This window comes from Sulfitobacter pontiacus (assembly GCF_040790665.1).
Taxonomy (GTDB): Bacteria; Pseudomonadota; Alphaproteobacteria; order Rhodobacterales; family Rhodobacteraceae; genus Sulfitobacter; species Sulfitobacter pontiacus.
On the sequence record NZ_CP160850.1, the window covers coordinates 208,826 to 234,859 of the forward strand.

The window sequence follows — 26,034 nt, forward strand, 5'->3', positions numbered from 1 at the left end:
AGACACGTCAGCGGCACGGCCCGCAACGATGACCCCAGTGCAACTACAAAAGAGCCTCCTATGACCGATATTGCGATGACCATCCCAGACCTTCACGCGGCCTATGCGCGCGGTGTGTCGCCTGAACAAATCATCGCCCAAGTCTATACCCGACTGCGTGAAGTGGACGACCCATGCATCTTTCTATCCATGGCAAGCGAGGCTGACGCCCAAGCGGCGGCCACGGCTCTTGGCCCATACGACCCTGCCAAACCGCTGTGGGGTGTCCCTTTTGCGGTGAAAGACAACATCGATGTCGCGGGGTACGAGACAACCGCCGCATGCCCTGCCTATGCCTATCCCCCCACGCAAGACGCCTTCGTCGTCGCCAAACTGCGCGAGGCGGGGGCAATTTTCATCGGGAAAACCAACCTTGACCAATTTGCGACAGGGCTTGTGGGCGTCCGCACCCCTTATGGCGCGCCGCGCAATTCTATCGATCCTGAAATTGTGCCCGGTGGGTCCTCGGGCGGCTCGGGCGTGGCGGTAGGCCATGGTATTGTCGCCTTCTCGCTTGGCACCGATACCGCAGGGTCCGGGCGGGTGCCAGCAGCGCTGAACAATATTGTGGGCCTGAAACCAACCCTCGGTGCCTTATCTGCAACTGGTGTCGTGCCCGCGTGCCGGTCGGTCGAGACGGTCTCGATCTTCGCACTTACCGTCGCCGACGCCTATACGGCTTTCACTGTCGCCTGCGCCTATGATGCCGCCGATGCCTATGCACGACACATCTCGGCCCCTCCCCTCGCTGCGCCAAAATCCGCCCCTGTGATCGGCATCCCCAGTCGTGACAGCATCCGCTTTTCGGGTGACGCCGTCCAAGAGGCTTCGTTCACCGCAGCGGTGGACCTGCTACGCGGCCAAGGTGCCGAGATACGAGAGATTGATTTCACGCCGCTCTATGATGTGGCGGATATGCTTTATGAAGGGGCGTGGGTCGCGGAGCGGTATACCGTCATCGAGGATCTTTTGCATACAGACCCAGAGGCGATCCTGCCTGTCACGCGCCAGGTCATTTGCAAGGCCGAAGCGCTTTCTGCCGCAGATGCGTTTCGCGGCATGTACCGTCTGAAAAAGCTGTCGCGCATTGCTGAAACCGCGTTGGAGGGCTTGGATATGCTTTGCGTGCCAACCATTCCGACCTTCCACACCGTCGCCGAGCTAGAAGCTGATCCCATCGGACCGAACTCGAACTTCGGCACCTATACGAACTTCGTCAACCTGCTGGATATGTGCGGTATCGCCGTGCCCGTGCCGGCGCGCAGTGATGGCCGTCCGGGCAGCGTCACGTTGCTGGCAGCCGCGGGCAAAGATGCGGATATCGCCGCCTCAGGTCTTGCACTGGAGGCCGCAGGGAAGCGGAACCTAGGCGCAACGGGTTGGTCGTTCAACGGCACGCCCACATTCGACACTGCGACGACCGACGGTCTGATCCTCGCGGTGTGCGGTGCCCATATGGACGGGCTGCCGTTGAACCATCAATTGACCCAGCGGGGCGCGACCTATCTCGGCGCAGCGACGACCACCGATAGCTATCGTTTCTACGCGCTCGCCGGCGACCCTCCTGCAAGGCCGGGCTTGGTGAAAGGCACCCCCGGATCAGGTGCTCCCATTGCGGTAGAACTGTGGTCCCTTCCCTTTGAAAAGGTCGGCGGCTTTCTGGAAGCCATTCCCGCCCCTCTTGGTATCGGCACTATCGATCTGTCCGACGGGCGGCAGATAAAAGGGTTCATTTGTGAGGCCGAAGCCGTTGCGGAAAGCACAGACATCACTCAGATCGGCGATTGGCGAAATTATCTAGCGCAGCTGTGAGGTAGGTAGCGCCCCATCTCTAAGGTGGCGTCGTATCTTCGGTTTCCCCGCTGTTCGGAATCGACGAGGGTTCATCTTAGGTAGTCGCAATTGCTCCCCATACCCTAACAACTTGGCAGAAGGCCTGAACTTTCCTTGTATATAAACGCGCCACCAGCTCTCATACTTCTGGCTCAATGCAGCTAAATGTCATAGAGCTATTTAAGTTGCCCCTATGCGGTTGCGCTGACGCACCGATTAAACGCGCTCGATAACGCAGCCAGTTTTTCGGCCTGCCATAAAAGATAAGCGTCGCGCAGTGTCGTTGACAGCCAGCACGCCCCGCGTCGCCTTTCGTTTTCCCAGCCGATACCGCCGACCTGCTGTGCCTTTATCAGTATGCGCGAAATATGAGCGTCGGATACGTAGTAGCGTGCGGCCAAACCCGCTGTCGACACGGTGCCGAGCCAGAACCGGCCATCTCCATCCGGCTCGTTGAATTGGGTGGACAGCACCATTTCATGCAAGATGCTGCTGCCGGAGACGCTATTGGTAAAGCAGTTGACCATTGCCGGCGGATTGTACCACGCAGGGTTCAAACAAATTTTGCGGGCGAAAGCGGGTTGAAGCTTATGCAAAAGCGTCGGGGTCCGGTTAAAGAGTGCACTACGCCCGCCCCCATCAACCATATCGAGCGCGCGAAGGTGGATGTCGATGTAGACAAACATAAGCTTTTCGCTTTTTGCCGAGACTTCAGTCGCATGCTGACGCAATGTCCCGGTTTTCGGCGGTTCTGTCAGCTTAATTCGCAAAAGTTCTCGCAAGAAGGACTGCACAGTATTGCGACTGGCGATCCCCGTGCCAGCCAGTTCGGTCAGAAGCTTTTTCGGCGTTAAGGGCGGCGCGGCCGGGTCAATCTTGCGTTCGAAATGCAAGGCAATCGCCATATGGATCAAGATCCAGTGCCGTATATCGGCGAGGTAATGCACAACCTCTGGAGCAACGGCGTGGACCTTCAACAGATCGCTTGCCTCTCCCTTCAGCGCCTCCCAGAACATCGGGCGCGCAATAAGCTGTGCTGCGTCATAAGAAGGTGCGGTATCGGCAGTCTGGATCATGATCTATCTAGTTTCGCTTTTTAGAGGGGCGCACAACAGCATCGACTGCGCCGCTCTCAACTCATATCTGGGCTAAAAATTTTTGCCCATTGTGGACAAACGAACAACTTATAAACATCTCGTCTGAAAACATTTTCTTCAGAAGGTGCTCCCATGCATATCCAATCAGCGTTCCGCCCACTGCTTTGCGCAGGGTTATGCGCGGTGCTGCCGTACACCCAGGCACAAGCTAAGGAACCCGCGCTACACGTGACCGCCGCATCAACGTATTACGACAATAGATCAACAGCGCTTGATCTCGTCCAGTCTTACTACAACGCAATCGGCACGGGGCAGCTGGCACGCGCTTTCAGTTACACCCTTAAAAGCACTCCCGAAAAAGATGCGAACCAGCTTGCCGCTGATTACAATGCGTTTCGCAACAAATTTCAGGATATCCGCAGCATTAAACTGCGCTTCGAACTGGGATTCACCAGCGCTGGTGTCGGTACAGAGGTCTCGGCGGTGCCCGTCGTTGTAGAGATGGAAACCAATGAGGGTGCGACCATCGTCAGATCGAGTTGTCACTACGTCGTCCGGCTTTCCCCCGACGCCCAAGACTATGCCCCTTTCGACCCGATCAGAATAGACGCCAGTTTCGACGAGCCCGTGAAAGGGTATTTTGACGCGACTGCCCTGCCCGATTGCCGGTTCTGATCCACTGGCCCCAACCCTGAATGCTCCACTTGGAATAGGAACCACCCTTTGAATACGCTTCTGATTATTATTACCGTAGTTGCGATTGCTGGTGTCTTGCTCATCTCTTTGTACAACGCGCTTGTGCGCGCCCGTCAGCGCGTTCGAGAGGGGTGGTCCGGTATCGATGTACAGTTGAAACGACGCGCAGATCTGATTCCCAACCTGATCGAAACCGTAAACGGATACGCCGCGCACGAACGCGCCACCTTTGACGAGATCGTTGCAGCCCGTAATTCGGCGGCCACCCTGAACCCTTCTGATGTGCAAAAACGTGCACGCGCGGAAAACTTGGTGGGGCAGGCCATCGGAAAGCTGTTTGCCTTGGCCGAAGCCTATCCGGACTTAAAGGCAAGCAATAACTTCCGCGATCTGGCTGCTAACCTTGATACTGTCGAGAGTGAGGTCCAAATGGCCCGCCGCTATTACAATGGCGCGGCGCGAGACCTGAATATCAAGGTCGAAAGCTTCCCCTCCAATCTGGTCGCCAAAAGCTTCGGCTTCGAACAAAGTGCTTTCTTCGAGATCGAAGAGCCCGCGGATCGCAGACTCCCAACGGTTGGATTTTAACGCTGTGACCAAACACATCGCGCGCGTCCTTGCCGCTGTATTACTTTCTATCTGGGCCTACGGGGCGCACGCTGGCGACGTGATCCGATCTTTCAACGCCGATATCCTCGTGCGGGAGGATGGTGTGCTTGATGTGACCGAGACGATCAAAGTGAATGCCGATGGAACAGATATCCAGCACGGGATTTATCGCGACTTCCCGCAATATGTCACTACGCCGGGCGGCACGCGATACAAGGTAAGCTTCGAGATCCTTTCGGTCACACGCAACGGCGAGGATGAACCATGGGAGGCAACTGACACCGATCTGGGCACCAAGTTCACATCGGTGATCCGTTTCAGCTCGTTTCGACCGTCAACCACACCTACCAGATCCGCTATTTGACCGACCGACAGATTATCTTCGGAGACGCGAGCGACAGATTGCGCTGGAACGTCACTGGCGACGAGTGGAGTTTCCCGATCCTGAGTGCATCTGCGCACGTCATCCTGTCGAGCGGCGCACAGCCTTTTGAACCGATAGCCTTTACCGGTTCCCGCGGCAGCAAGTTGGCCGATGCAGTCGCGACAGTATCCGGGCGCGGTGCCACGTTTGAAACCACCCACGCTCTTGATCCATTCGAAGGGCTGACGATCATGGTACAGCTCCCCAAGGGCGCTGTTGCACCTCCAACCACCGCGCAACTGTCAGACTGGTGGTGGCGGGACAATCTGGGATGGGTCGTCTTGATCTACGGCTTTGCGGCCGTTTTTGCTTATATGATGTTTACGTGGCTTTGGTTCGGGCGCGATCCCAAGGCAGGGACAATCGTCCCACGGTGGGATCTACCAATGGGGATTTCGCCAGCATTGATGAGCTATATCTTTGATGGAACCTTGCGGGATGAAGGGAAAACGGCGCTTACTGCCACGGTTCTGGATCTCGCTGTGAAGGGCTACGTTGTTCTCGACGGCCTTGATCATCTGGTCACCATCAGGCGGACTGACTTGCCCATATCAGACGGGCTGCCTGCCGGTCATATCGCTATTCTGGACATGCTTCATGCGCATGAAGGTGAGATGTCCCTGGCCTCACTACACGAAGATGATATCGAAGCAGTTTTGCTCAACTTCAAAGTTGGCGTCGAGGCTGAAAACGACGGGCGCTTTTACCGTCAGAACAAAATTCTGTTCCATCTGGGCATTATCATATCCGGTGCCGCTGCCTTTGCCTGGCTGGTGGTTATCGATCTTAATGAGACGGCCATGAAGCTCGTATTCTTCTTCAGTCTCGCGCCCCTATTCCTTAATGCAGGCATCTGGAAACTGCTGAAATCGCGCAGGAACCCGTACTCTTGGATGAAGCGGCTCCTGAATTTTATGGGATTGGCCATTCTTGCGGGCATGTGGGTCTTCGGAGCACTATTGTTTTCCGCCATGCTCTACGAAGACACAGGAATGAATATCGCCTTTCAGGCTTTGTTGGTCGTCTGGGGTGGCGTGACGTTCAACCAGATCTTCCTTGTGCTGATCGGATCAACCACACGTGCAGGGGCAAAGATAAGGGATCACATCACGGGGCTGCGCCTCTATCTCACGGTAGGAGAGATGGACCGCATGAACATCCGCGACGCACCGGAATTGTCGCCAGCGCATTTCGAAACCCTACTGCCAAGCGCGATCGCTCTCGGTATCGAAAAACCTTGGCGCGCGGCGTTCAAAGCGCATCTAATATCAGGCCAGTCACTCACAGGACCCAGTTATGCACCAAGCTGGTTTGTGGGCGATGATGACGACGCAATCAGCGGACTATCACGTTTCGCAGAATCTGTTGCTGCATCGCTCCATAGCGGTGCAGACGATAGCAACAGTTCTGCCGGATCGGGCGGCGGCGGCGGAGGTGGTGGAGGTTGGTAGCCCCTGCGAAATCCCGTTAGGGTCAGGGCCTTGCAGGACCGACGCCCTGCGCGAACGGGCAGAGCTGCAATACCATACCCACAATCGTAGCCGTCACGTTTCAGAGATGTTATTCCAACCGGCACCGGGTTTTGCGTATTGAGCGATCTTGAACTTGCCGAGCTGGGATGCGTGCACTTCGTCGGGACCATCTGCAAGGCGGATAAATCGTTGTGTGGCGAGGATTTCTGCCAAGGGCACGTCATCGCTCACACCCATGCCGCCGAAGATCTGAATCGCGCGATCCGCCACGGTTTGTGCCATTTGCGGGGCTACGACTTTGATCGCGCCGATCAAATCCTTGGCGTTCCTGGCCCCATGACGGTCAATCGCATCCGCCGCTTTCAACGTGAGCAGGCGCGCCTGTTCGATGTCGCAATAGCTCTTTGCGATTTCCATCCGAATGCTGGAACGATCCGAAAGCATCCGACCAAAGGTCTTGCGCTCTGTCACGCGCTGACACATCAGTTCCAAGGCACGCTGCGCCGATCCGATGGAGCGCATGCAGTGATGAATGCGGCCAGGCCCAAGGCGGCCCTGTGCGATTTCAAAGCCCCGCCCCTCGCCAAGAATGATGTTCTCTTTGGGGATGCGCACATCCTTCAGATGCACTTCGCAATGCCCGCCGGGTGAATGGACATCGCCGAATACTGTCTGGGCGCGGATCACCTTAACACCCGGCGCGTCACGCGGAATGATAACGGTTGATTGCTGCGTATGGCGCGGGTTTTCCGGATTGGTCTGGCCCATCAGCAGCAGGACCTTGCAGCGCGGGTCCATGACGCCTGAAATCCACCATTTCTTGCCGTTGATGACATAATCCTTGCCGTCACTGCGGATTTCAGTGCGGACATTCGTGGCATCGGAGCAGGCGTGATCGGGTTCGGTCATCAAATATGCCGATCGTATTTCGCCCGCTAGCAACGGCAGGAGCCATTCCTTTTTCTGGGCGGCGGTGCCGAACTTGGCAAAGACTTCCATATTGCCGGTGTCAGGTGCGGAGCAGTTGAAGACTTCGGCAGACCACATATTTCGGCCCATGATCTCTGCCAGCGGCGCATACTCCAGGTTTGTAAGGCCGGGGCTGTATTCGCCATATTCCTCGGGCAGGAACAGGTTCCATAGGCCAGCCGCCTTGGCCGTTTCCTTGAGAGGTTCCAAACCGGGCCAAGGCTTCCAGCGGTTGGCCGCATCGGCGTTCCATGCATGGACCTCGCGATCCACGGGAAGGATGTTGGCATCGACAAAGGCTTGCAGCTTGTCGATCAGGTTTTGTGTTTTTTCGGTGTAATCAAAGAACATGATTTGGGCGTCCTAAATTGTTCTGGATCGCTTGTTACAGCGTGAGACCGCCATCAGCGATGAGAGTGTGGCCCTGCACATAGGAGGCGAGCGGCGAGGCAAGGAACATGGCGGCACCGGCCATTTCTTCCGGCGTGCCCAAGCGGCGCACCGGGATTGCGCGCAAAGAGGCTTCCGCGCGCTCCTTGTTCTGTGTGGTGACGGCAGTCAGCTTGGTTGGTACCAGTCCGGGGGCCAGTCCGTTCACCCTGATCCCGTCACGCGCCCAGGACTGGCCGAGCGTTTTGGTAAGGCTGATTGCGGCAGCCTTGGAAGCGGCATAGGCGGGGTTGCCGATATTCGCCTGCAAACCAGAGACCGAACTGACAATCACGATGGCGCCTTTGGCCGCGCTGAGCATGGGCTTGAACTTGGTCGCCGTATGCATGACCGAGTTGATGTTGATATCCATCACCTCGTCCCAGCCTTTCTTAGCATATTCCGCCTGCTTATACCGGACAAAGCCCTGGGACTGGACGAGCACATCCAGACTGTCGAAGGGCGGCGCATAAGCGCTTAACTCGTCGAAGTCCGCCACATTGACCTGCGCATAATGCAGCCCTGCCAGATCAGAGCCTTCTTGGCCCGCGTAATCCGCTGCCGAAGCGCGCGTGCCCCAGACATGCACCTCTGCCCCGCGCGCGCTAAAGCCACGGGCTATGCCGTTGCCGATCCCGCTAGAACCGCCGACGACCAGCACCCGCTTTCCCGAAAAGTCCAAATCATTCATAACAGTTTCCTTCTCAGTTCTTCGCGATCAATCGGTGGGCGCGATTGAACAATGAAATCGTCATCGCATGCAGATGATCGCCGGTTTCCTTTGGTGCCTTGCCAGCGCTTGCGCGAGCATGGGTCCCCTCCAGAAGTGTCCCCAGCTTGAAACAGGCCAGCACCCCATACCAGGCGACCGCATCCAAACTGCGTGTCGAATGCCTGTCGTAATGTGCAATAAGTTCATTGAGGCTCGGGAAACCATCCCAGGGTTCGATATCGCCCACCACGGGCGTATGTTCATCGGCCCATGTGGCCATGACCCAGCCAAGGTCGATCAAGGGATCGCCAATCGTGGCCAGCTCCCAATCGACAAAGGCGACGAGCTTGGGACTGTCAGGGGCAAACATCGTGTTTGCCAAATGGCAGTCACCATGAAAAATTCCGCTCGTAAAATCTTGGGGGAGATTATCCTCAAGCCAGGAGACAATCCTTTCGACATCAGGCAGTTCTTTGAAGCCTGTCCATTCGTCGAAAGCGGCGTAGCCTTCCAGCTGGCTCATCCACCGGCCTGTCTGCCGTTGCAGAAACCCGTCGGGCTTGCCAAATCCTTCCAAGCCTACCGCCTTGTAGTCAACCGCCCCGAGTGCGGCCATCCCTTCGATATAGGAATACCCCATGCGCGCGCGGATCGCCGGGTCGTTGGCGTGAAGCTGCGGCAATCCGTTTGCAGGATTAAAGCCCTCAACCGGAGCCATAAGATAAAAGCAGGCACCAAGCACGGCTTCATCGTCACAACCTGCGATGAACCTGGGGTGTGGCACGTCAGTCGCGCTAAGCGCTTCCAGAATACGCGCCTCGCGCTTCATCGTCTCATTGGAATTCTTGCGCAGATGAAGCGGCGGCCTGCGCAGCACGAACTCTCTGCCGCCCCGGTCAAAGCGCAGCAAGATGTTCTGCGTCCCGCCTGCAAGAAGCTGCAGATTGCTCAGCGGGCCGCGTTCCAACCCGATATCGTCCATCCACGCTGTGAGCGCTTGCTGGTCGACCGGGATCGTTTCTATGTTTGCTTGATTCATCATAATTCATTTGTATTAATCATTTGAATTATTGCAACCCATAATTTTCTGTGCTCTAGAGGATCGTGATATGACCAGACTGTCTTCAAAGGTGCCCAGCCCATCGGTTGAACGGCTCAAGGGCGAGGCACAGCGCCTCTTTGCCAATCGGGGCATTGATGGCGTTACAGTGCGTGACATCGCCAAAGCTGCTGGCCAAAAGAACCCCGCCGCTGTGGGGTATCACTTCGGCTCGAAGGAGGCGCTGATCCGCGAACTTATCGTGGACGGTGCAAAGGTTATCGGTGCACGCCGAAACGCCCAGCTTGATGCTCTGGAAGCAGACGGCGGCCCCACGCGGATTTCGCAGATCGTGGATATTCTTATCTATCCTTCTGTCAACTTAGCCGCAGATGGTGAAACGGACACATACAACCGCTTTCTCCACATGCTCACCATGTCCCACAGGACCCTCTTCGATGACGCCCTAGAGGGCCGCTGGAACTCAGGCTATCAGCGTTGCCTGGAACATCTGCGTATGTTGATGCCGTCGCAAAGCCGGACCATACAAAATCAGCGATTTATATTTCTGGAATCCTATCTGGGCGGAGTGCTCAGCGCGCGTGAGACAAGACTGGGTGACACGAGCCGCGCCCACGCCACTTGGAGCGACGCATCAACGCTGGCGCATTTCGCCGCCACAGTCACATGGATGCTTGAGATGGAGTGATCCTTGCAAGCAATGTAGATAGCATGGCACGGGTTTTCCGACCCGAGTGCGTTGACACGTATCAAAGATGTCAAAGCGCACGAAGTCCCCGCCACCGAAAGTGCCAGAGACATATAGCGGTCAGGTTCGAGATGTCTCGTTAAGATTGGGGGCTGGCCATCAGCCCCCTAATGGAGTTCTCGTCAGCCGCGCTCGATCACTTCCAAACCACGTCTCGCGAAACATCTGGCAAGATGTACGGGGTCCGCGCCGCCCGCGCCCGCGGCATTGCCCGCACGCACGCGGTCGGCGATGCCCACCCAGATGACAGAAAACCGGAACAACGCGAAAGCCTTGTGAAACGAGGTCAGCGGTGGCAGGTCGGGGCAGTGTGACATGTAGCGCTCAACGAATGCCTCTTCGGTCGGCAGGTTTTCTGCCGCGAGGTCCAGCCCTAGGAGTCCGCCGTATTCTTCGGGTGCCGTGTGCCAGGCCATGCAGCAATAGCCAAGATCGGCAAGCGGATGCCCCAGCGTAGAAAGCTCCCAATCCAGAATGGCTTCCACACGCGGTTCGGTCGGATGAAAAATGACGTTCCCCATCCGGTAGTCCCCGTGAGCGAGGCTCACCCGTCCGTCATCCTGCGGTTGATGTTCGACAAGCCAGGCCGACAATTCATCCAGCTCCGGGATCGGGTCGCTCTGGCTTTCTTCCCACTGTCGTGACCAGCGCGCGATTTGCCGGGCAAAGTAATTTCCAGGTTTGCCAAAATCCTCCAGCCCTACCGCTTCGGGGCGGACGTTGTGCATGGCGGCCATCGCGTCGGCCAAACCCATCCACAAGGCATGGCGTTCTTTTTGTCTGCCGCCGCCAAGGCACCTTCCGCAAAAACCCGCCCTTCGATCCGCTCCATCAGATAAAACGGGGTGCCCAAAAGATCAGGGTCCGCATGATACAGGATCGGACGCGCCACCGGGACGCCTTGGGGGTGCAGCGCCTCGAGCACGCGGTACTCGCGATCAATGGCATGGGCCCCCCGCAAAATCGGGCCGCCCGGTTGTTTGCGCAAGACCAGCCGTACGTCCCCGCGGGTGACAAAATACGTCGGGTTCGAGCCCGCCCGCAATCCGCTCGATCGTGACCGGAGCCTTGCCTCCGAAAGTTTCAGCAAGGAAATCGGCAAGCGCTTCCGGCTCGAAATCCATTGCACCCTTTGCTACCGTGTCCATACGCGCCCCCATATCCCAAAATCCCGTCGTTCTGTCTTTATGCTACCGGCAATGCGGTCGAATTGGCCGATCCACAGATATGACATTACGGCACCGGTTTGGGCTTTTGATGTAGATCGAATTCTATTCGTTGTTCTTTACGCCCATGACGCCAGTTCAAAACACCATATACCCGCCGTCTATGATGAAATCCTGAGCGGTATGCCATGCGCTGGCATCGCTCATGATATAGGCCGCAATCGCGCTGAAGTCCGACCCCTGCCCCAGACGCCTTGCAGGAATTCTGGGCAGCACCTTGTCGGCGAACGCCTGCGAGGCAAAGCTTTCGTCCGTCAGCGGTGTTTCGACAAACCCCGGCAGAATGCTGTGGGCGGTCACACCGTATCGGGCATATTCCACCGCCAGCGATCGGATCATCGAGATCAATGCGCCCTTGGCAGCCGCATAATGCTGATTGCGGGGCATGCCGTTCAAGGCACCGATACTGGAGGTGCCGACCAAACGTCCGAACCTGTCCCCGCCTTCGGCACGCTCCCGCATATGGGCGGCCGCCACACGTAGGACGTAATAGGCACCATTAAGGTTGATATCGATCATTTGCTGCCAATGCGCATCCTCGGATTGGTCAAAGCCCGAATTGGGCGTGGAAAATCCGGCATTGGCAAAGCAGCCATCGACGCGACCATGGTCGTTCAGAATGGCGGCGAATGCGTCGTTCACGGCCTCTGAACGGGTCACATCGCAGATATATGCGCTGACCTTTGTGCCATGGGTCGACAGGTTTTCTAACGCTTGAGCGTTCTTTTCGGCGTTCCTGCCCCAAATGGCGACACCGCAGCCGCATTTGGCGAGGCCCTCGGCCATGCCCAGTCCAATTCCGCTGTTGCCACCGGTGATCAAGGCGGTTTTTCCTGTCAGATCAAACATGTGCAACCTCCATGCGGCAAGGGTTTCCCGCCGCGATGTTCATTCGGACTTCGGAGCCTCATGCAGCGCTCGGCGGATCGCCGCAGTGTCCCCGCCCATTGCCTTCGGTGTATTGATCCCTGTCGGTTTGCTGCGCGAAAAACGCGGCGCAGGAGCGGCCTGCAAAACGCCATCCACCTCGACCAGCGTTTGACGCGCGGCCATATGAGGATGGGATGCCGCTTCATCCATGCTCAGCACGGGGGCCACACAGGCATCGGTCCCACTAAAGATGCCGGACCACTCCGCCTGTGTCTTGCTTGCGAAAGCCTGTGCGTAAAGCTCGGCACGCTCGGCCCAGGTGGCAGGGTCGTTTTGATCCACGCTATGCTCGGCGGGCAGCCCGGCCTTCTCCAGCAGCAGGGCAAAAAACTGAGGCTCTAGCGGGCCGACGGACATGAACAGATCGTCCTTGGTCCGATAGCAGCGATAGAAAGGGGCACCCCCGTCCAGCAGGTTGGACGCGCGGTTTTCGCTCCACGCGCCGCGCGCTTTGAAGGTGTGGAAAAGCCCCATCATCGCGCTTACGCCATCAAGCATTGCCGCATCGACCACCTGACCTTTGCCGGATGTCTGCCGCTCGAACACGGCGGCAAGGATGCCAAGCAGCAGGAACATCGTGCCCCCGCCATAGTCCGCGACCAGATTCAACGGCGGCGGCGGCGGGTTATCAACCGTGCCCATTGCAGCCAGAGCACCCGTCAGGCCAAGATAGTTGATGTCATGCCCCGCCGATTGGCTCAGCGGTCCGTCCTGCCCCCAGCCCGTGATCCGGCCAAAAATCACCGTCTCGTCAAGGTCATCTGGCCCGAGCCCCAACCGTTCCATCACGCCGGGCCGGAAACCTTCGATGACGATACCAGCCCGATTGATCAGCGCCTGCGCGGTACTGCGCCCCTCTTCAGACTTCAGATCCAAAAAGACGGACCGCTTGCCGCGCCGGTTCACATCGGTTTTGTCAGCTGGCGCTTCGGCGCGGTCGATGACGATCACATCCGCGCCCAGATCGGCCAGCAACTGCCCCGCCAAAGGGCCGGGACCGATCCCGGCCATTTCGATGACTTCCAGGCCTTTCAGTGGTCCCGACATAACTAACCCTCAGCCTTTTTGACGATCATCCAGCCCAAGGCCGCGACCGATGATTTCACGCATGATCTCGGACGTGCCAGCATAGATACGGCTGATCCGCGCATCGACATAAAGCCGAGAGATTTCATACTCTTCCATATATCCAGCACCGCCATGTAACTGCAGGCAGGCATCAATGATTTCGCCTTCGATCTCCGATGTGAACAACTTGGCTTGCGCCGCCATTTCCGCAGTGCATTCCCCATCTATATGGGCCATCGCACAGTGATCGAGGTAGGCCCAGCCGACATCGAGTTTGGTGCGCGCATCAGCCATGACAAAGCGGCTGTTCTGGAAGGTGCCGACCGGTTTTCCGAAGGCCTTGCGCTCTTTGATGAACTCCATCGTGATCTCGAACGCACGTTCCGCACGCGCCAGATAACCGTCCGCCCCCACCAGCCGTTCTTCGGCCAGATTGGTCATCATCAATTTGAAACCATCTGTCCCATCGCCAACCAGATCCGATGCCGGCACTTTGACGTTATCAAAGAACAGCTCGGACGTATCCTGCGCTTGCAGCCCCATCTTCTTGAGGTTCTGACCCTTGGAGAAGCCTTCTGCCCCCTCTTGAACCCAGAACAGCCCGATAGAGCGCGGGTTATCGGGGTCGGTTTTCGCAGCGATCAAGTAGAGGCCAGCAATCTGACCGTTTGAGATGTAGGTTTTTGACCCGTTGATGACCCAATGGTTCCCCTGCCTTTCGGCGCGGGTTTTGATCGCCGCAAGATCCGAGCCGCATCCCGGTTCGGTCATGCCGATCGCAAGAATGGTTTCGCCCGAAACGATCCCCGGCATGTACCGGTCGCGCTGATCGTCAGTGCCGAACTTTTGCAGATAGGGCGCCACGATACGATTGTGCAGCGTGATGAAGAAAGAGCTTTCCACCTTGCCCAGTTCTTCGTTGAGAACCATGTCAAAGCGGAAATCATCAAGGCCCATGCCGCCGTATTTTTCATCGGCAAACATCGCCAGAAAGCCGTTTTCGCCTGCGGATTTCCAAGCTTCCTTGCTTACGTGCTTGTTCTGACGCCAGCTTTCGGCATGGGGGGCAACTTCGGCCGCGATCCATTTGCGAACACTGTCACGAAACATATCGTGCTCTTCTTCAAAAATACGTCTTTTGATCATGGGACATCCCTCGTTGCTTTGATGGGTCTGGGCATCGGTGGGACAAACGGCTTAGCTATTTGTCCAGTTCGGCGCGCGTTTTTCGACAAAGGCTTTGACGCCCTCTTTACCGTCGTTGGATTTTAGCACGACGTCAAATTCAGCCGTGTTGCCTGCGAAGGCTTCGGGCAGACGCTCGATGTCTTCTTCAAGGGCGTTGAGCACCCGCTTTGACGCTCTGACGGCAGTCGGCGATACCATTGTGATTTCCTTGGCGATTTCACGTGCGATATCCATCGCCGTTTCACCTTCACCTGCAACGCGGTTAATAATGCCTAGGTCACAGGCACGGTCGGCTGTAATCGCACGGCCTGTCAGGATCAGCTCCATCGCGGCTTTACGACCAATCTGGCGCGTGAGACGTTGCACGCCACCCGCCGCTGCGAACAGGCCAACCTTCACCTCGGGCAGCGCGAATTTCGCATGGGCATCCGCCACGGCAATATCGGATGCCAGAACGATCTCGCATCCACCGCCCATTGCCACCCCATTCACCGCCGCGATAACCGGCTTTTCCCGGCCCCAGCGATCAGTGAGACCGCCAAAGCCGCTGCTGGCGGGTTCAATATCCTGCCCTTCGCTTGTGGCTTTCAGATCGTTGCCCGAGCAAAAAGCTTTGTCCCCGGCCCCGGTGATGATGGCGACCCACAGATCCGGGTCCTGCTCGTATCCATCAAAGATATCGTGCAATTCCTGATGCGCCCCGCCGTGGAGGGCGTTGTAGCGATCCGCGCGATCGATCGTAATTTCAAGGATATGGCCGTCACGTTTGACCGAGATATAGTCGAAATCGCGCGCCCAGATATCCTTGGCATCTTTGGTTTTTACGTCAGTCATTCCATTCTCCATTTTCCCGCGGCGCAGTCAGGTTCCCACGTCGACTTTTGCAGTGCCGTGATGTGGCAGGAGGGACCGCCCCCTCCCCCAACGTCACAGCGGCCAATCAGCGCGGTGCCATCCTGATAGCACCATCCAAGCGAATGTCTTCGCCGTTCAGGTAGGGATTGCGCACCATTTCGAGAGCCAGAGAGGCATATTCTTCCGGCTTACCAAGGCGAGCAGGGTTGGGCACCATCGCCCCCAAGGATTGCCGAACGTTTTCGGGCAGGCTCATCAAAAGCGGCGTCTCGAAAAGACCGGGCAGGATTGTGTTGACGCGAATATGCTCGGCCGAAAGGTCACGGGCGATTGGCAAAGTCATACCAACAATCGCCGCTTTCGACGCCGAATATGCGACTTGGCCGACCTGACCGTCCTCTGCCGCAACGGAAGCGGTCGAGATGATCGCGCCACGCTCTCCGTCCTCTGGGTCGAGGGTCATCATACCCGCGGCGGCCTTGACGGTACAGATAAAGGTACCGATCTGGTTCACCTCGATAACCTTGCGATATTCGGCAATGGGGAACTGGGAAATCCCACCAGTTTTGCGATCCCGACCAGCGGTCTTGATCGCGTTGCCGATGCCCGCGCAGTTGATCAGGATACGTTCCTGACCGTTGGCCGCCCGCGCCTTTTCAAAACCGGCGTCGACGCTGGCTTCGTCCGCCACGTTCACCTTGCAAAACACGCCGCCCAATTCAGCTGCAATGGTCTGGCCCGCTTCCTCGTTCAGGTCAAACAAGGCCACCTTCACGCCATGTGAAGCCAACGCACGCGCTGTGGCAAGCCCCAGACCGGAGGCGCCCCCAGTGATGACTGCCGAGATTGAGTTATCAAGTTTCATTTGCGTTCTCCGTAATTTATCTCAAAGGGCATTGATGCTATGACCGCCATCCACGGTTATGGTCGCGCCGGTCATGTAGCTGTTCTGTCTGGCCGCCAGCATGAGCAATGGAAGATTCAATTCCTCCATAGCCCCAAACCTGCGTTGCGGAATGCGCGCAGCCATGCGGTCCCCCGCTTCGGATCCCAGAAAATCCGCATTCAACTCTGTCTGGAAATAGCCCGGTGCCAATGCATTGACTCGAATGCCGTCACGCGCGACCTCAATCGCAAGCGATTTGGTCATATGAATAACGCCGGCCTTGGTTACCGCATACGCCCCTGATTTGAGCGCAGTTCGCGATGCTGTAATTGACGCAATGTTAACGATGGCCCCGGCTGTCTTCTCTTTGCGAAACATCGCGACAGCCTGTTTGGACACACGCCAGACCCCGCTCAGGTTGACATCTATCAACTGCTGCCACTCGTCTTCATCCATATCGGCAAGCCAAGAATTCTGACCGATACCCGAATTGTTAATAACGATGTCACAGGGTGGCATATCCGCAAACGCCGCCTGAACCGCTTCGGGGGAGCCCACATCCATTTGAACAACCTGGACATCGCGCCCCATCGCACGCAATGGCGCTGCGACCTCCTCCAGCTTGTCTGTGCGTCGTGCTGCAAGAACCAGATCAGCCCCTTGCGCCGCAAGAACAGAAGCGAAATGTGCGCCCAGGCCGCTAGATGCTCCTGTGACGAGCGCTCTGCTTTGGCTCAAGTCGATACTTAAGGGTGGGGTCATTCTAGGTCTCTTCTTGGGGTCGTCTCGTTTCGAGGGAGCCAAAATTTGCAGAGGGCGATCATGACCAGCCCTCTGCACGGATAAAGGCTTACACCCGCTCGATGATGATTGCGGGGGCCATGCCACCGGCCGCACACATCGTGATCAGGCCATACCGACCACCAGAACGCTCTAGTTCATCCAAGGCAGTACCGATCAGAATGGAACCGGTCGCACCGATAGGATGACCGAGCGCCATCGCGCCGCCGTTGATGTTCACCTTGGAACGGTCGAGCTTGAGATCCCGAATGAACTTTTCCGCAACCACGGCAAAGGCTTCGTTGATTTCATAAACGTCAATATCGTCAGTGGTCAGACCCGCTTTCTCCAGAACCTTGCGCGCTGCCGGAACAGGCGCGTTCAACATCAACGTTGGATCGTCGCCAATGTTCGCCGTCGCCACGATGCGCGCGCGCGGCTTCATGCCTGTCTTTTTTACATAGCCTTCGGACGCCAGCAAAAGCGCCGCCGCGCCATCCACAACGCCAGAGGAATTCCCCGCATGGTGAATGTGCTGCATTTTCCCCTTCAACTCAGGATAGCGGGCATAGATCATGTCACCGTAGGTTGTCCCCTTGTCGTCAATCGGGAACTCCATGAACTTGTCGAAAACCGTGTTGAGGGTTGAGAGAGAGTCAAGCGTGGTGCCGGGACGCGGGAATTCTTCCTTGTCCAAAACCAGTTCGCCGGTCTCGGGGTCGCGCACTGGTACGATAGAGCCGTCGAAACGACCTTCGGCGATGGCTTTGGCAGCGCGTTCTTGGCTCGCCACGGCCAGCTGATCTGCTGCAGCGCGATCAATGCCTTCAATCGTCGCGATGGCGTCTGCACTGCAGCCCTGCTGGGTCTGCGGGTGCTTTGCGCGCAGGCTCAGGTTGCCCGCGTCCATCATAAAGGGTTTCTTCGGGTCAGCGATCTGCCCGGTATAGCTCATCATCTCGGTACCGCCCGCGATGACGACATCCTCCATCCCTGACATGATCTGGGCTGCAGCCAGCGAAACCGTGGTGATCCCGGAGCCGCAGAAACGGTCAAGCGTGACGCCTGACGCTTTGACGTCATAGCCCGCATCCAGCGCCGCCATGCGACCAAGGTCGCCGCCCTGCTTGTCTTTTTGCGTACTCGTACCCCAAATAATGTCATCCACATCAGCTGTGTTCAGACCGTTGCGATCCCGCAGCGCGGCTAGGACAGTGGCCCCCAAGTGTTGAGGATGCAGGTGCGCGAGCGCGCCCTTCCCGACCTTCCCAACACCGCGAGGGGTGCGGCAAGCGTCAATGATATATGCTTCAGCCATTGAGGGTTTCCTTCTTTAAAGTTCAGCTGGCGCGCCGCCTGCCGTTTGCTTCGCTGTCCAGTTCACCGCCGCCTAAAGCGACAGTTAAATTCATTCACTGCAGGCATCTCACCACAACGTTAATTAGTCAAGTAGTTAATTAAGTTAACTACGCGAATAGTCCGGTAGTTATAGCGCCGCCTCGTCCACAAAGTGAGGCGACACAATAAGTGTTGCGAGGGAACTCGGTGCGTCTCACTTCATGATTTCGGGCAAGAACAGTGTGATTTCAGGCCAGATTGCCAGCACCGCCAGCACCAGCAGATCCATAAGGATAAACCACATCACGCCACGGAAAATTTGGGTTGTTGTGGCGATGTTCCCGACGACACCCTTGATGACAAAAATATTCATCCCGATTGGGGGCGTCACCATCCCGATTTCCAACAGTTTGGTGAGCACGATCCCGAACCAAAGCAGTGACCAGTCCGCGTCCTGCACGATCGGCAGAACAATCGGCATCGTCAGCAGCATCGCGCCAATCGGCTCAAGAAACATACCAAGAATGAGATAGACCAGTATGATGCCAAAGAGGATCATGGCCGGATTGGCGGATAATCCGATGATGGAGTCTGACAGGTAATCTCCGGCACCTGACAGGGTCAGAAATCTTGTTAGCAATGTCGCGCCAACGCCGATGACGATCAAGGCGGCAGTCGTGATCATCGTTTCCTCAACGGCAAGCCGGAAGCGACGCCAATCCAGTGTCCTGCGGGCCAGCCCCACCAGACATGAAAGGAACGCGCCAATCGCGCCAGCCTCTGTCGGAGTGAAAGCACCAGAGAAAAGCCCGCCAAAAATCCCGATCATGACCACGACAATCGGCCAGGTATCCTTGAGCGCCGAAAGACGCTCTGCCCATGAGGCGCGAACCCCTACGGGTGCCATAGCCGGATTAATTTTGACACGAACCAGAATGACCACGCAGTAACCGATCGCCGAGATCACCCCCGCTGTGATGCCGCCCAGAAACAATTGCGGCACTGATACCTGTGCGATAACCCCATACAAAATCAAAATGATCGAGGGCGGGATCAAGGCTCCGATGGTGCCCGCGACGGCAACTGTGCCTGTCGCAAGCTCGGCATTGTAGCGCGCGCGCATCATCTCGGGCACGGCAATACGCCCCATTGCCGCGGCACAAGCCACCGACGACCCACATACTGCTGCAAAACCTGCAGAACCAAAGACCGCCGCAATGGCAAGCCCACCCGGCAGCGCAGACGTCCATACCCTTGCGGCCCTGAACATCCCTTGGGTCAGCTCAGCATGATAACAAATAAACCCAAGGAGCAAAAACATAGGAACCGAGCTAAGCACCCAGTTTGCGGAAAACTGATAGGGCATGACCGCAAGCGCGCCCCAGGCAACCCGCCAGCCCAAAAGAACATAAAGCCCGCCGAAGCTTACCCCGATCAAAGCAACGCCGATAGGAACGCGCAGGGCGATCAGGACAAACAAAAGCCCCAAGCCACTGAGACCAATACCGATATCATCCATTTGCAAGCTCCTCCGCTGGCAATTCGCCATTCATGTCAGGGCCAAAAGTAGATTGTGCGCCTCTGGCAATCGCCTGCGCACGCCAAAGCGCGGTTATAGCCATCAATCCGCAGCCCAAAGGCAGCGCAAAATAGCTGGGCCAGACAGGGATGGTCAGCGACCCTTGCTGGATTGCCGCGCTGATTTCCATTTTGTGAATGGCTTCTATCCAGGTACGAACCGTGACGAATCCGAAAACAATCGCAGCCAGAAACGCGGCCATCGCGGCCAGCCCGCTTTGAACATTGCGCGGCATCAGCTCGGTGAAGACTTCGACAGAAACATGGGCATCGCGCGATTCAGCCACTGCCAGCGAACAAAAGCCAAGTATCACCATGTAATAATGGGAAACGATGGTGATCGTACCTCTGATCGGCGAATTAAAAACAAACCGTAAAATTACATCGGTCGTAATGTGCAACATCATGAGTGTTACGCAGATGATGCCGACCAGTCCCATTACCGAGACCAACGGTTCAAGCAAGCGTTGAAAAAGCTTCATTCGAGCCTCACTTGTCTGTGGGATGAAGATTGCTGCACCGTCGGAAAACAACGTACCGTCGGTGCAGCAGATCGCTTACTGTCCGTAGGTCGATACATCGACCTTCGACAGTACTTCGGTCCAGTAAAGATCGGACAGTGCATCAGCATCCTGCACGTCTTCCACCAAACCAACCCATTTGGTCATGAGCTCACGCACCTTCGAAACACTTTCTTCACCGCCCGTAACGCCACGCTCGGCGTAGATGTCAACGACGTTCGAGATGTCTTCGTTGATCCACTCGACGCTTTGCGTGCGCAGACTTGCTTCTGCCTCGTGGAAAGTGATCCCCTGTTCCTTGGCCTTGGCAATGTTGTCTCGTGCCTCACCATAATAGGCCCAGTTCATTTCCGCCGCCACGACGGCAGACCCTTTCAACATCGCGGTTCTGCCTGCGTCATCAAGGCCAGCCCATGTATCGGCATTCACATTGGTAAGACCTGATACAAAGGAAGACCCCGGCAGGTTTGTCGTGATGTCTGTCGCCACATCAATAAAGCTGAAGTTCGTCAGCTCCGAAGCTGATGATGCAGTACAGTCAATGACGCCCTGGTTCAGCGCCTCGAAAGTCTCGTTGATCGAAATGGAGACGGGCGTGGCCCCCATCGCTTCGATCCAGCGGCTCCAGAAGGCACCTGGTGTGCGGATACGAGCACCCTTCAGATCCTCGGCCGAAACGACCGGTTTTGTGCACTGCAGCATGTAGGGGGGTGTCCCCGCACCCGCTGTGTAAACGTGGTTCTGAGCCGCAAACTCGCTCAAGCAGTCGCCACAATTGAACATGACGTATTCCATGATCGCGCCGGTGAAAGCAAAGGCCATCCGATCAGGGTCGCCTTCCACCACTTCACTAAAGCTCGCCAGCTCGGTCACGAAGTTTGTGTTGGGGAACTCGGATAGGAAATACGGTGTCAAAACAGTTGTTATGTCGGCAATCCCGTCACGCACACCCGATGTCGACTCCAGAAAGTTAAGCAAAGACAGTGGGAAAACCTTTACCGTGACGTCGCCGCCAGATGCCTCTTCTACGGCATCAGCATAGGTCTCGATCGCCTCTGTCGGCAGCGCGCCCGGGGGCCAGCCAATCGCATAGCGTAAATCGCGTGCCTCGGCCGATGTCGAGAATGTGCCCACTGATGCCGCTGCAAGAACCAAAGCAGACCCGCTGCTTTTGAACAACTTAGAAAACTTCATTTAACTTCTCCCTTTGATTTTCAGTAAGTCGTCGGGTTTCCCCCGACTTGTTGGTGACTGTCTGTGCTCCGAAGCCACGCAGCGGAGCGGTCATTCGGCTGAGATACTCCACGAACCGCAGCCAGAATTTAGCTTAAAGCGCTTCGACGATGGTGACGTTCGCCAGCCCGCCGCCCTCGCACATGGTCTGCAACCCGTAGCGTTTTCCGCGGGCGCGCAATCCATGCACCAATGCCGCCATCAGCTTGGCACCCGAAGCGCCCAATGGGTGACCCAGCGAAATGGCCCCGCCGTTGACGTTCAAACGATCAGGGTCGGCACCTGTGTGCTTGAGCCAAGCAAGAGGGATCGAGGCGAAGGCTTCGTTAACCTCGTAAAGATCAATCTCGTCGATCGTCATGCCTGCGCGGGCCAAGGCGCGATCGGTGGCGAAAAGCGGCTCTTCTAGCATGATCACCGGATCCCCACCCGTTACCGTCATGGACCTGATCCGTGCGAGGGGGGTCAGCCCGTGGGCCTTGACCGCCGCGGCACTGGCAATCAAAACCGCCGAGGCACCGTCGCAAATCTGGCTGGCGTTGCCGGCGGTGATCACGCCGCCCTCTTTCAGCGTCTTCACGCCGGCCAGCGCCTCCATCGAGGCGTCAGCACGGATGCCTTCGTCTGTCCGGTGCATTTCGCCATTCTCGAGCTCAAGGGGCACGATCTCCTGATCGAATGCACCTGCTTCGGTCGCCTTTGCCGCGCGCTGATGGCTCAGCAAAGCAAAGGCATCAAGATCCTCGCGGCTGAAGTTATGCTTGCGTGCAATCGCTTCGGCGCCGGAAAACTGGCTAAAGGCCACGCCGGGATATTTGGCGTCCAGCCCCGGCGACTTGGCCGAGCCGGGCTCGAAGTTTCGCGTGAAGACGCCTGTAGTCCCCATCGGTACCCGCGACATGGATTCAACGCCCGCGGCAATCACCAGGTCCTGAGTGCCGGACATGACGGCCTGCGCCGCAAACTGGATCGACTGCTGGGAAGAGCCGCATTGACGGTCAATCGACACCGCCGGTACGCTTTCGGGCAGGGACGAGGCCAGCACGGCATTGCGACCGATATGCAAACCTTGTTCGCCACTTTGGCCGACGCAGCCCATGATGACATCCTCAATGGCAGCGGGATCGATGCCGGTATTCTGCACCGTGGCATCCAAAACGCGCGCGGCCAGATCGACGGGGTGCCACCCGGACACCTTGCCGCCACGACGGCCACCAGGGGTGCGCAATGCAGAACAGATATAAGCTTCGGTCATTTTATTACCTTCCTTTACGTAGGGCGCAGAACGCCTGCTTAACCGCCGAAACGCGCGGCACGCTTTTCCATGAATGCCGCGACACCTTCGGCAAAATCGGGGTGATTGCCCGCGTCGCGTTGTAGAACACGTTCCAATTGCAGGGTTTCGGTGAAACTGGAATCCGCCGCTGCCCATGCAGATTGCCGGGTCAGCGCCAGTGCACGGGTTGGCCCGTCCGCCAGTTTCTGCGCAATCTTCATCGCTTTCGCCTCGACGGCGTCATCCTCGAACAACCTGGTAATCAGGCCCCACTCAAACGCCTTTTCCGCTGGTAGTTTTTCTGCAAGCATCATCAATTCCATTGCCCGCATCCGTCCGACCGAGCGCGTCAAAAACCACGCTGCGCCGCCATCGGGAACCAGCCCGATCCGCGCAAAGGCCTCAAGAAAATAGGCCGATCGACCGCAGGTGATGATGTCACCGGACATCGCCAAAGAAGCACCTACCCCCGCCGCCGCACCGCGCACCGCTGTGATAAAAGGCACTGGCAAGGTCCGGATTGTTTCAACCAAGGGGTTGAAGGCGTCCTCTAGTGTTTGACCTGCATCCAGTTCCCCGTCACCGGGGGCAAGATCGCCGGACAGGTTGGCCCCAGAGCAAAATCCGCGCTCTCCGCCCGCCAGAATGATGCAACCGGAAACCTTGGCCTCGGCACGCAACACTTCGCGCAGGGACAGCGCCATCTGCGTATCCATGGAATTCAACGTCTTGGGGTCATTCAGGCGAACCGTGCTGACACGCCCCTCGCGGGTGACTGCGAGACGGTCATCAAGGGTAGAAGTTGTCATCGGCGGGGCTCCTTTAATTTCGGGGATCGGGTTGGCTATTGCCATTTCGGCGCCGACCAATCGGGAAAGATGTCGGGCAAATCTGTACTGACCTTGTCGGGAAAAACCGCCGGACGCTTTTCCGTGAAACTGCGCACACCCTCTGCGGCATCGGCGGAGGCGCTTCGCAGTTCAATCGCAAGGCTGTCGACGCGGTGCGCCTGCATTGGGTGATCGGCGCCCAACATCCGCCACATCATCTGACGCGTCAGCGCGACAGAAACCGGGGCGTTGTTTGCGCCTATTTCCTCGGCCAGTTCCTGCGCGGCCCCAATCAGATCGGCGGGTTTGTGGACCGAGCGGACCAATCCGGCGGAAAGTGCTTCCTGCGCATCAAAGATGCGACCCGTCGTGCTCCACTCCATCGCCTTGGAGATACCGACCACACGCGGCAGAAACCATGACGAACAGGCTTCCGGCACGATGCCACGGCGGCCAAAGACGAAACCGAATTTGGCATCCTCGGAGGCAAGCCGCATATCCATCGGCAACTGCATCGTGGCACCAACGCCGACAGCCGCGCCGTTGACGGCGGCGATCACAGGTTTGAGGCTGTCAAAGATGCGCAAGGTCAACAGACCGCCGCCATCGCGCACGGTGCCGGCGCCTACCTTGCGCTTTTCCACATCCACAAAGCCCTTGGTCCCGCCGGAAATATCCGCACCGGCACAAAACGCCCGGCCCGCCCCGGTCACCACAACAGCGCGGACCGCGTCATCTGCATCGGCCACATCAAAGGCGTCGATAAGCTCTTGCATCATCTCAATCGTGAAGGCGTTCAGCTTTTCCGGCCGATCGAGGGTGAGCGTCATGACCCCGCCCGTCAGATCAGTGCGTACAACAGCCATCAGTTCTCTCCCTTTAGCGGTGCCGCAACGCTGCGCGGCGCCGGATCGGGAATGTTGCCGCGTCGGGGGCCAAGGTAGCCGAACAGCCATGCACCGACTTTTCGCATCTGGATCTCTTCTGCGCCTTCGGTGATGCGGTAGCGGCGGTGATGACGGTAGATATGTTCGAACGGTTTGTGCCGGGAATATCCGATGCCGCCATGAATTTGCATGGCGCGGTCTGCGGCCTCGCAACACAGACGGTTGGCCTGATAATTGCACATGCTCACCTTGTCAGACAGTTTCTTGGCGACCTCGGGGTGTGGCATGCGGTCCATCTCCCAGGCTGTCTTGCGGATGAGCTGGCGCAGCATTTCTGCCTGCGTGGCCAATTCGACCAAGGGGAACTGGATCGCCTGATTTGCCGCCAGCTCTTTGCCAAATGGTTTGCGGGCGCGGGCATAGCGCACGGATTCCTCGATACAATATACCGCAGCCCCCAGCGAACTCGCCGCCTGCCGAATGCGGTTTTCATGCACAAAAGCCTGCGCCAGCGCCAAGCCGCCGCCCTCTGGTCCGAACATCAGATCATCCGGCACCCAGACGTCGTTGAAACTGATCCGCGGATGATCGGTGGGCATGTTGAAGGTCCAGAGATATTCCTCGATCTTCAGCCCCGGTGTCTGGGCAGGAACCAAGAAAGCGGTGATCCCATCCGCCGCGCCATCCTCGCCAGAGGTGCGCGCGAAGGTGACGCAATGGGTCGCGGTGTGCATCCCCGTGGTCCACATTTTTTCACCGTCAATGCGCCAGCCGGATTTGCCATCGCGGGTCTCGCGCACAGCACGGGTTTCCATATGTGTGGCATCCGACCCATGCGCTTCCTCGGTCAACCCAAAGGCCATGCGGATGTCGCCGCTCAGCGCGCCCGAGATGAATGTCTGCTTTTGTGCCTCTGTTCCGAAATCGCGCAGCATGACGATGACCGGGAAATTGCCAATTACCGAATGCTCTGACTGCAGGTCGTTGAACAGCCCCAGCCCCTTGGCAGCCATATGCTCGCGCACAACGGCCATGGCCAGATTGCCGCCGTCCTGCCCGCCGAATTCCGCAGGCAAGGAAAAGCGATACAGCCCGGCCTTGTCGGCGCGGCGGACGGCTTCGGCCATCAAGGCTTCCCACTCGGGCCGGGGCAGCCCGCCGTTTTCAAAATCCGTGCGAGCGTATTCCCGGCGATGGTCGAAAAACCGTTCGTTATCGTCCTCGGCCTGCAACGGTACGATTTCTGCTTTGATAAACGTATCAAGGCGCGTCACAAGATCGGTAATTTCAGAAGGTAGATCAAAGTTCATCTGCGGGTGTTCCTTGTGTCGATTGGCGGCGGCTCGGGTG

At 57.5% G+C, this 26,034-nt stretch carries 25 protein-coding genes and 1 pseudogene; 6 read left to right on the forward strand and 20 right to left on the reverse strand.

Annotated features, from left to right (window positions below; genetic code table 11):
* Window positions 1-60 precede the first annotated feature (60 nt).
* Entirely contained in the window at window positions 61-1,851 is a 1,791-nt protein-coding gene (gene atzF, locus AB1495_RS15945; protein ID WP_074637499.1) for an allophanate hydrolase, read from the forward strand.
* A 212-nt stretch (window positions 1,852-2,063) separates the two neighbouring features.
* Here atzF and AB1495_RS15950 read toward each other — a convergent pair whose 3' ends face one another.
* Window positions 2,064-2,948 carry a hypothetical protein gene (locus AB1495_RS15950; RefSeq protein ID WP_083350912.1) on the reverse strand — a complete coding sequence of 295 codons (885 nt, stop codon included), beginning with the start codon at window positions 2,946-2,948 and terminating at the stop codon, window positions 2,064-2,066.
* Between the two features lie 153 nt (window positions 2,949-3,101).
* Between AB1495_RS15950 and AB1495_RS15955 the strand changes: the two genes are divergently transcribed.
* The 4 genes from AB1495_RS15955 to AB1495_RS15970 are packed head-to-tail and all read left to right on the forward strand — an operon-like array spanning window position 3,102 to window position 6,149.
* Window positions 3,102-3,644, forward strand: a complete 543-nt coding sequence (locus tag AB1495_RS15955; RefSeq protein WP_074637501.1) for a hypothetical protein — start codon at window positions 3,102-3,104, stop codon at window positions 3,642-3,644.
* Between the two features lie 48 nt (window positions 3,645-3,692).
* Window positions 3,693-4,253 carry a LemA family protein gene (locus AB1495_RS15960; RefSeq protein ID WP_074637503.1) on the forward strand — a complete coding sequence of 187 codons (561 nt, stop codon included), beginning with the start codon at window positions 3,693-3,695 and terminating at the stop codon, window positions 4,251-4,253.
* Window positions 4,254-4,257: 4 nt separating this feature from the next.
* The gene (locus AB1495_RS15965; RefSeq protein ID WP_159431876.1) at window positions 4,258-4,638 is read left to right on the forward strand and encodes a DUF2207 domain-containing protein; all 381 of its coding nucleotides are present in this window, start codon (window positions 4,258-4,260) and stop codon (window positions 4,636-4,638) included.
* The gene (locus AB1495_RS15970; protein ID WP_074637507.1) at window positions 4,635-6,149 is read left to right on the forward strand and encodes a DUF2207 domain-containing protein; all 1,515 of its coding nucleotides are present in this window, start codon (window positions 4,635-4,637) and stop codon (window positions 6,147-6,149) included. Before AB1495_RS15965 ends, AB1495_RS15970 begins: the two co-directional genes overlap by 4 nt.
* 93 nt (window positions 6,150-6,242) lie before the next feature.
* Here the strand turns inward: AB1495_RS15970 and AB1495_RS15975 are convergent, their stop codons facing one another.
* The 3 genes from AB1495_RS15975 to AB1495_RS15985 are packed head-to-tail and all read right to left on the reverse strand — an operon-like array spanning window position 6,243 to window position 9,319.
* A complete protein-coding gene (locus tag AB1495_RS15975; RefSeq protein ID WP_074637509.1) occupies window positions 6,243-7,490 on the reverse strand; it encodes an acyl-CoA dehydrogenase family protein in 1,248 nt (415 codons plus the stop codon).
* Between the two features lie 34 nt (window positions 7,491-7,524).
* Complete coding sequence (locus tag AB1495_RS15980) at window positions 7,525-8,259, reverse strand: SDR family NAD(P)-dependent oxidoreductase (protein ID WP_074637511.1); 735 nt, start codon at window positions 8,257-8,259, stop codon at window positions 7,525-7,527.
* A gap of 13 nt (window positions 8,260-8,272) precedes the next feature.
* A complete protein-coding gene (locus AB1495_RS15985) occupies window positions 8,273-9,319 on the reverse strand; it encodes a phosphotransferase family protein (protein ID WP_208856549.1) in 1,047 nt (348 codons plus the stop codon).
* Between the two features lie 70 nt (window positions 9,320-9,389).
* Here AB1495_RS15985 and AB1495_RS15990 point away from each other — a divergent pair, with 70 nt between their 5' ends.
* Complete coding sequence (locus tag AB1495_RS15990) at window positions 9,390-10,028, forward strand: TetR/AcrR family transcriptional regulator (protein WP_074637513.1); 639 nt, start codon at window positions 9,390-9,392, stop codon at window positions 10,026-10,028.
* A gap of 182 nt (window positions 10,029-10,210) precedes the next feature.
* On the opposite strand, the pseudogene AB1495_RS15995 reads toward AB1495_RS15990, so the two are convergent.
* The 16 genes and pseudogenes from AB1495_RS15995 to AB1495_RS16070 all read right to left on the reverse strand — a co-directional run.
* Window positions 10,211-10,855 (reverse strand): annotated as a pseudogene (locus tag AB1495_RS15995) (phosphotransferase family protein); the annotation flags it as partial.
* A complete protein-coding gene (locus AB1495_RS16000) occupies window positions 10,789-11,217 on the reverse strand; it encodes a phosphotransferase (RefSeq protein ID WP_244269053.1) in 429 nt (142 codons plus the stop codon). The gene AB1495_RS16000 and the pseudogene AB1495_RS15995, both read right to left, overlap by 67 nt.
* Before the next feature lie 175 nt (window positions 11,218-11,392).
* A complete protein-coding gene (locus AB1495_RS16005) occupies window positions 11,393-12,163 on the reverse strand; it encodes an SDR family NAD(P)-dependent oxidoreductase (RefSeq protein WP_083350914.1) in 771 nt (256 codons plus the stop codon).
* 39 nt (window positions 12,164-12,202) lie between these two features.
* On the reverse strand, window positions 12,203-13,291 hold the full coding sequence (locus AB1495_RS16010; RefSeq protein WP_074637517.1) for a CaiB/BaiF CoA-transferase family protein: 1,089 nt from the start codon (window positions 13,289-13,291) through the stop codon (window positions 12,203-12,205).
* Between the two features lie 9 nt (window positions 13,292-13,300).
* Window positions 13,301-14,458 carry an acyl-CoA dehydrogenase family protein gene (locus AB1495_RS16015; protein WP_208856550.1) on the reverse strand — a complete coding sequence of 386 codons (1,158 nt, stop codon included), beginning with the start codon at window positions 14,456-14,458 and terminating at the stop codon, window positions 13,301-13,303.
* A gap of 51 nt (window positions 14,459-14,509) precedes the next feature.
* Window positions 14,510-15,334, reverse strand: coding sequence for an enoyl-CoA hydratase-related protein (locus AB1495_RS16020; RefSeq protein ID WP_074637519.1), 825 nt, complete (start codon window positions 15,332-15,334; stop codon window positions 14,510-14,512).
* A gap of 106 nt (window positions 15,335-15,440) precedes the next feature.
* Window positions 15,441-16,220 carry an SDR family NAD(P)-dependent oxidoreductase gene (locus tag AB1495_RS16025; RefSeq protein ID WP_074637521.1) on the reverse strand — a complete coding sequence of 260 codons (780 nt, stop codon included), beginning with the start codon at window positions 16,218-16,220 and terminating at the stop codon, window positions 15,441-15,443.
* A 21-nt stretch (window positions 16,221-16,241) separates the two neighbouring features.
* On the reverse strand, window positions 16,242-17,003 hold the full coding sequence (locus tag AB1495_RS16030; RefSeq protein ID WP_074637522.1) for an SDR family NAD(P)-dependent oxidoreductase: 762 nt from the start codon (window positions 17,001-17,003) through the stop codon (window positions 16,242-16,244).
* Between the two features lie 88 nt (window positions 17,004-17,091).
* The gene (locus AB1495_RS16035; RefSeq protein ID WP_074637524.1) at window positions 17,092-18,339 is read right to left on the reverse strand and encodes an acetyl-CoA C-acetyltransferase; all 1,248 of its coding nucleotides are present in this window, start codon (window positions 18,337-18,339) and stop codon (window positions 17,092-17,094) included.
* A 234-nt stretch (window positions 18,340-18,573) separates the two neighbouring features.
* On the reverse strand, window positions 18,574-19,878 hold the full coding sequence (locus tag AB1495_RS16040) for a TRAP transporter large permease (protein WP_074637526.1): 1,305 nt from the start codon (window positions 19,876-19,878) through the stop codon (window positions 18,574-18,576).
* Window positions 19,871-20,419 carry a TRAP transporter small permease gene (locus AB1495_RS16045; protein ID WP_074637529.1) on the reverse strand — a complete coding sequence of 183 codons (549 nt, stop codon included), beginning with the start codon at window positions 20,417-20,419 and terminating at the stop codon, window positions 19,871-19,873. Before AB1495_RS16045 ends, AB1495_RS16040 begins: the two co-directional genes overlap by 8 nt.
* 75 nt (window positions 20,420-20,494) lie before the next feature.
* The gene (locus tag AB1495_RS16050) at window positions 20,495-21,652 is read right to left on the reverse strand and encodes a C4-dicarboxylate TRAP transporter substrate-binding protein (protein ID WP_074637531.1); all 1,158 of its coding nucleotides are present in this window, start codon (window positions 21,650-21,652) and stop codon (window positions 20,495-20,497) included.
* 133 nt (window positions 21,653-21,785) lie between these two features.
* Entirely contained in the window at window positions 21,786-22,946 is a 1,161-nt protein-coding gene (locus AB1495_RS16055) for an acetyl-CoA C-acetyltransferase (protein WP_074637532.1), read from the reverse strand.
* 38 nt (window positions 22,947-22,984) lie between these two features.
* Window positions 22,985-23,776 carry an enoyl-CoA hydratase-related protein gene (locus AB1495_RS16060; protein ID WP_074637534.1) on the reverse strand — a complete coding sequence of 264 codons (792 nt, stop codon included), beginning with the start codon at window positions 23,774-23,776 and terminating at the stop codon, window positions 22,985-22,987.
* 35 nt (window positions 23,777-23,811) lie between these two features.
* Window positions 23,812-24,663: a crotonase/enoyl-CoA hydratase family protein gene (locus tag AB1495_RS16065; RefSeq protein WP_074637536.1), complete on the reverse strand. Its 852-nt coding sequence runs from the start codon at window positions 24,661-24,663 to the stop codon at window positions 23,812-23,814.
* Window positions 24,663-25,994 carry an acyl-CoA dehydrogenase family protein gene (locus AB1495_RS16070; protein WP_074637537.1) on the reverse strand — a complete coding sequence of 444 codons (1,332 nt, stop codon included), beginning with the start codon at window positions 25,992-25,994 and terminating at the stop codon, window positions 24,663-24,665. The genes AB1495_RS16065 and AB1495_RS16070 overlap by 1 nt, the downstream gene beginning before the upstream one ends.
* Between the last annotated feature and the right edge of the window lie 40 nt (window positions 25,995-26,034).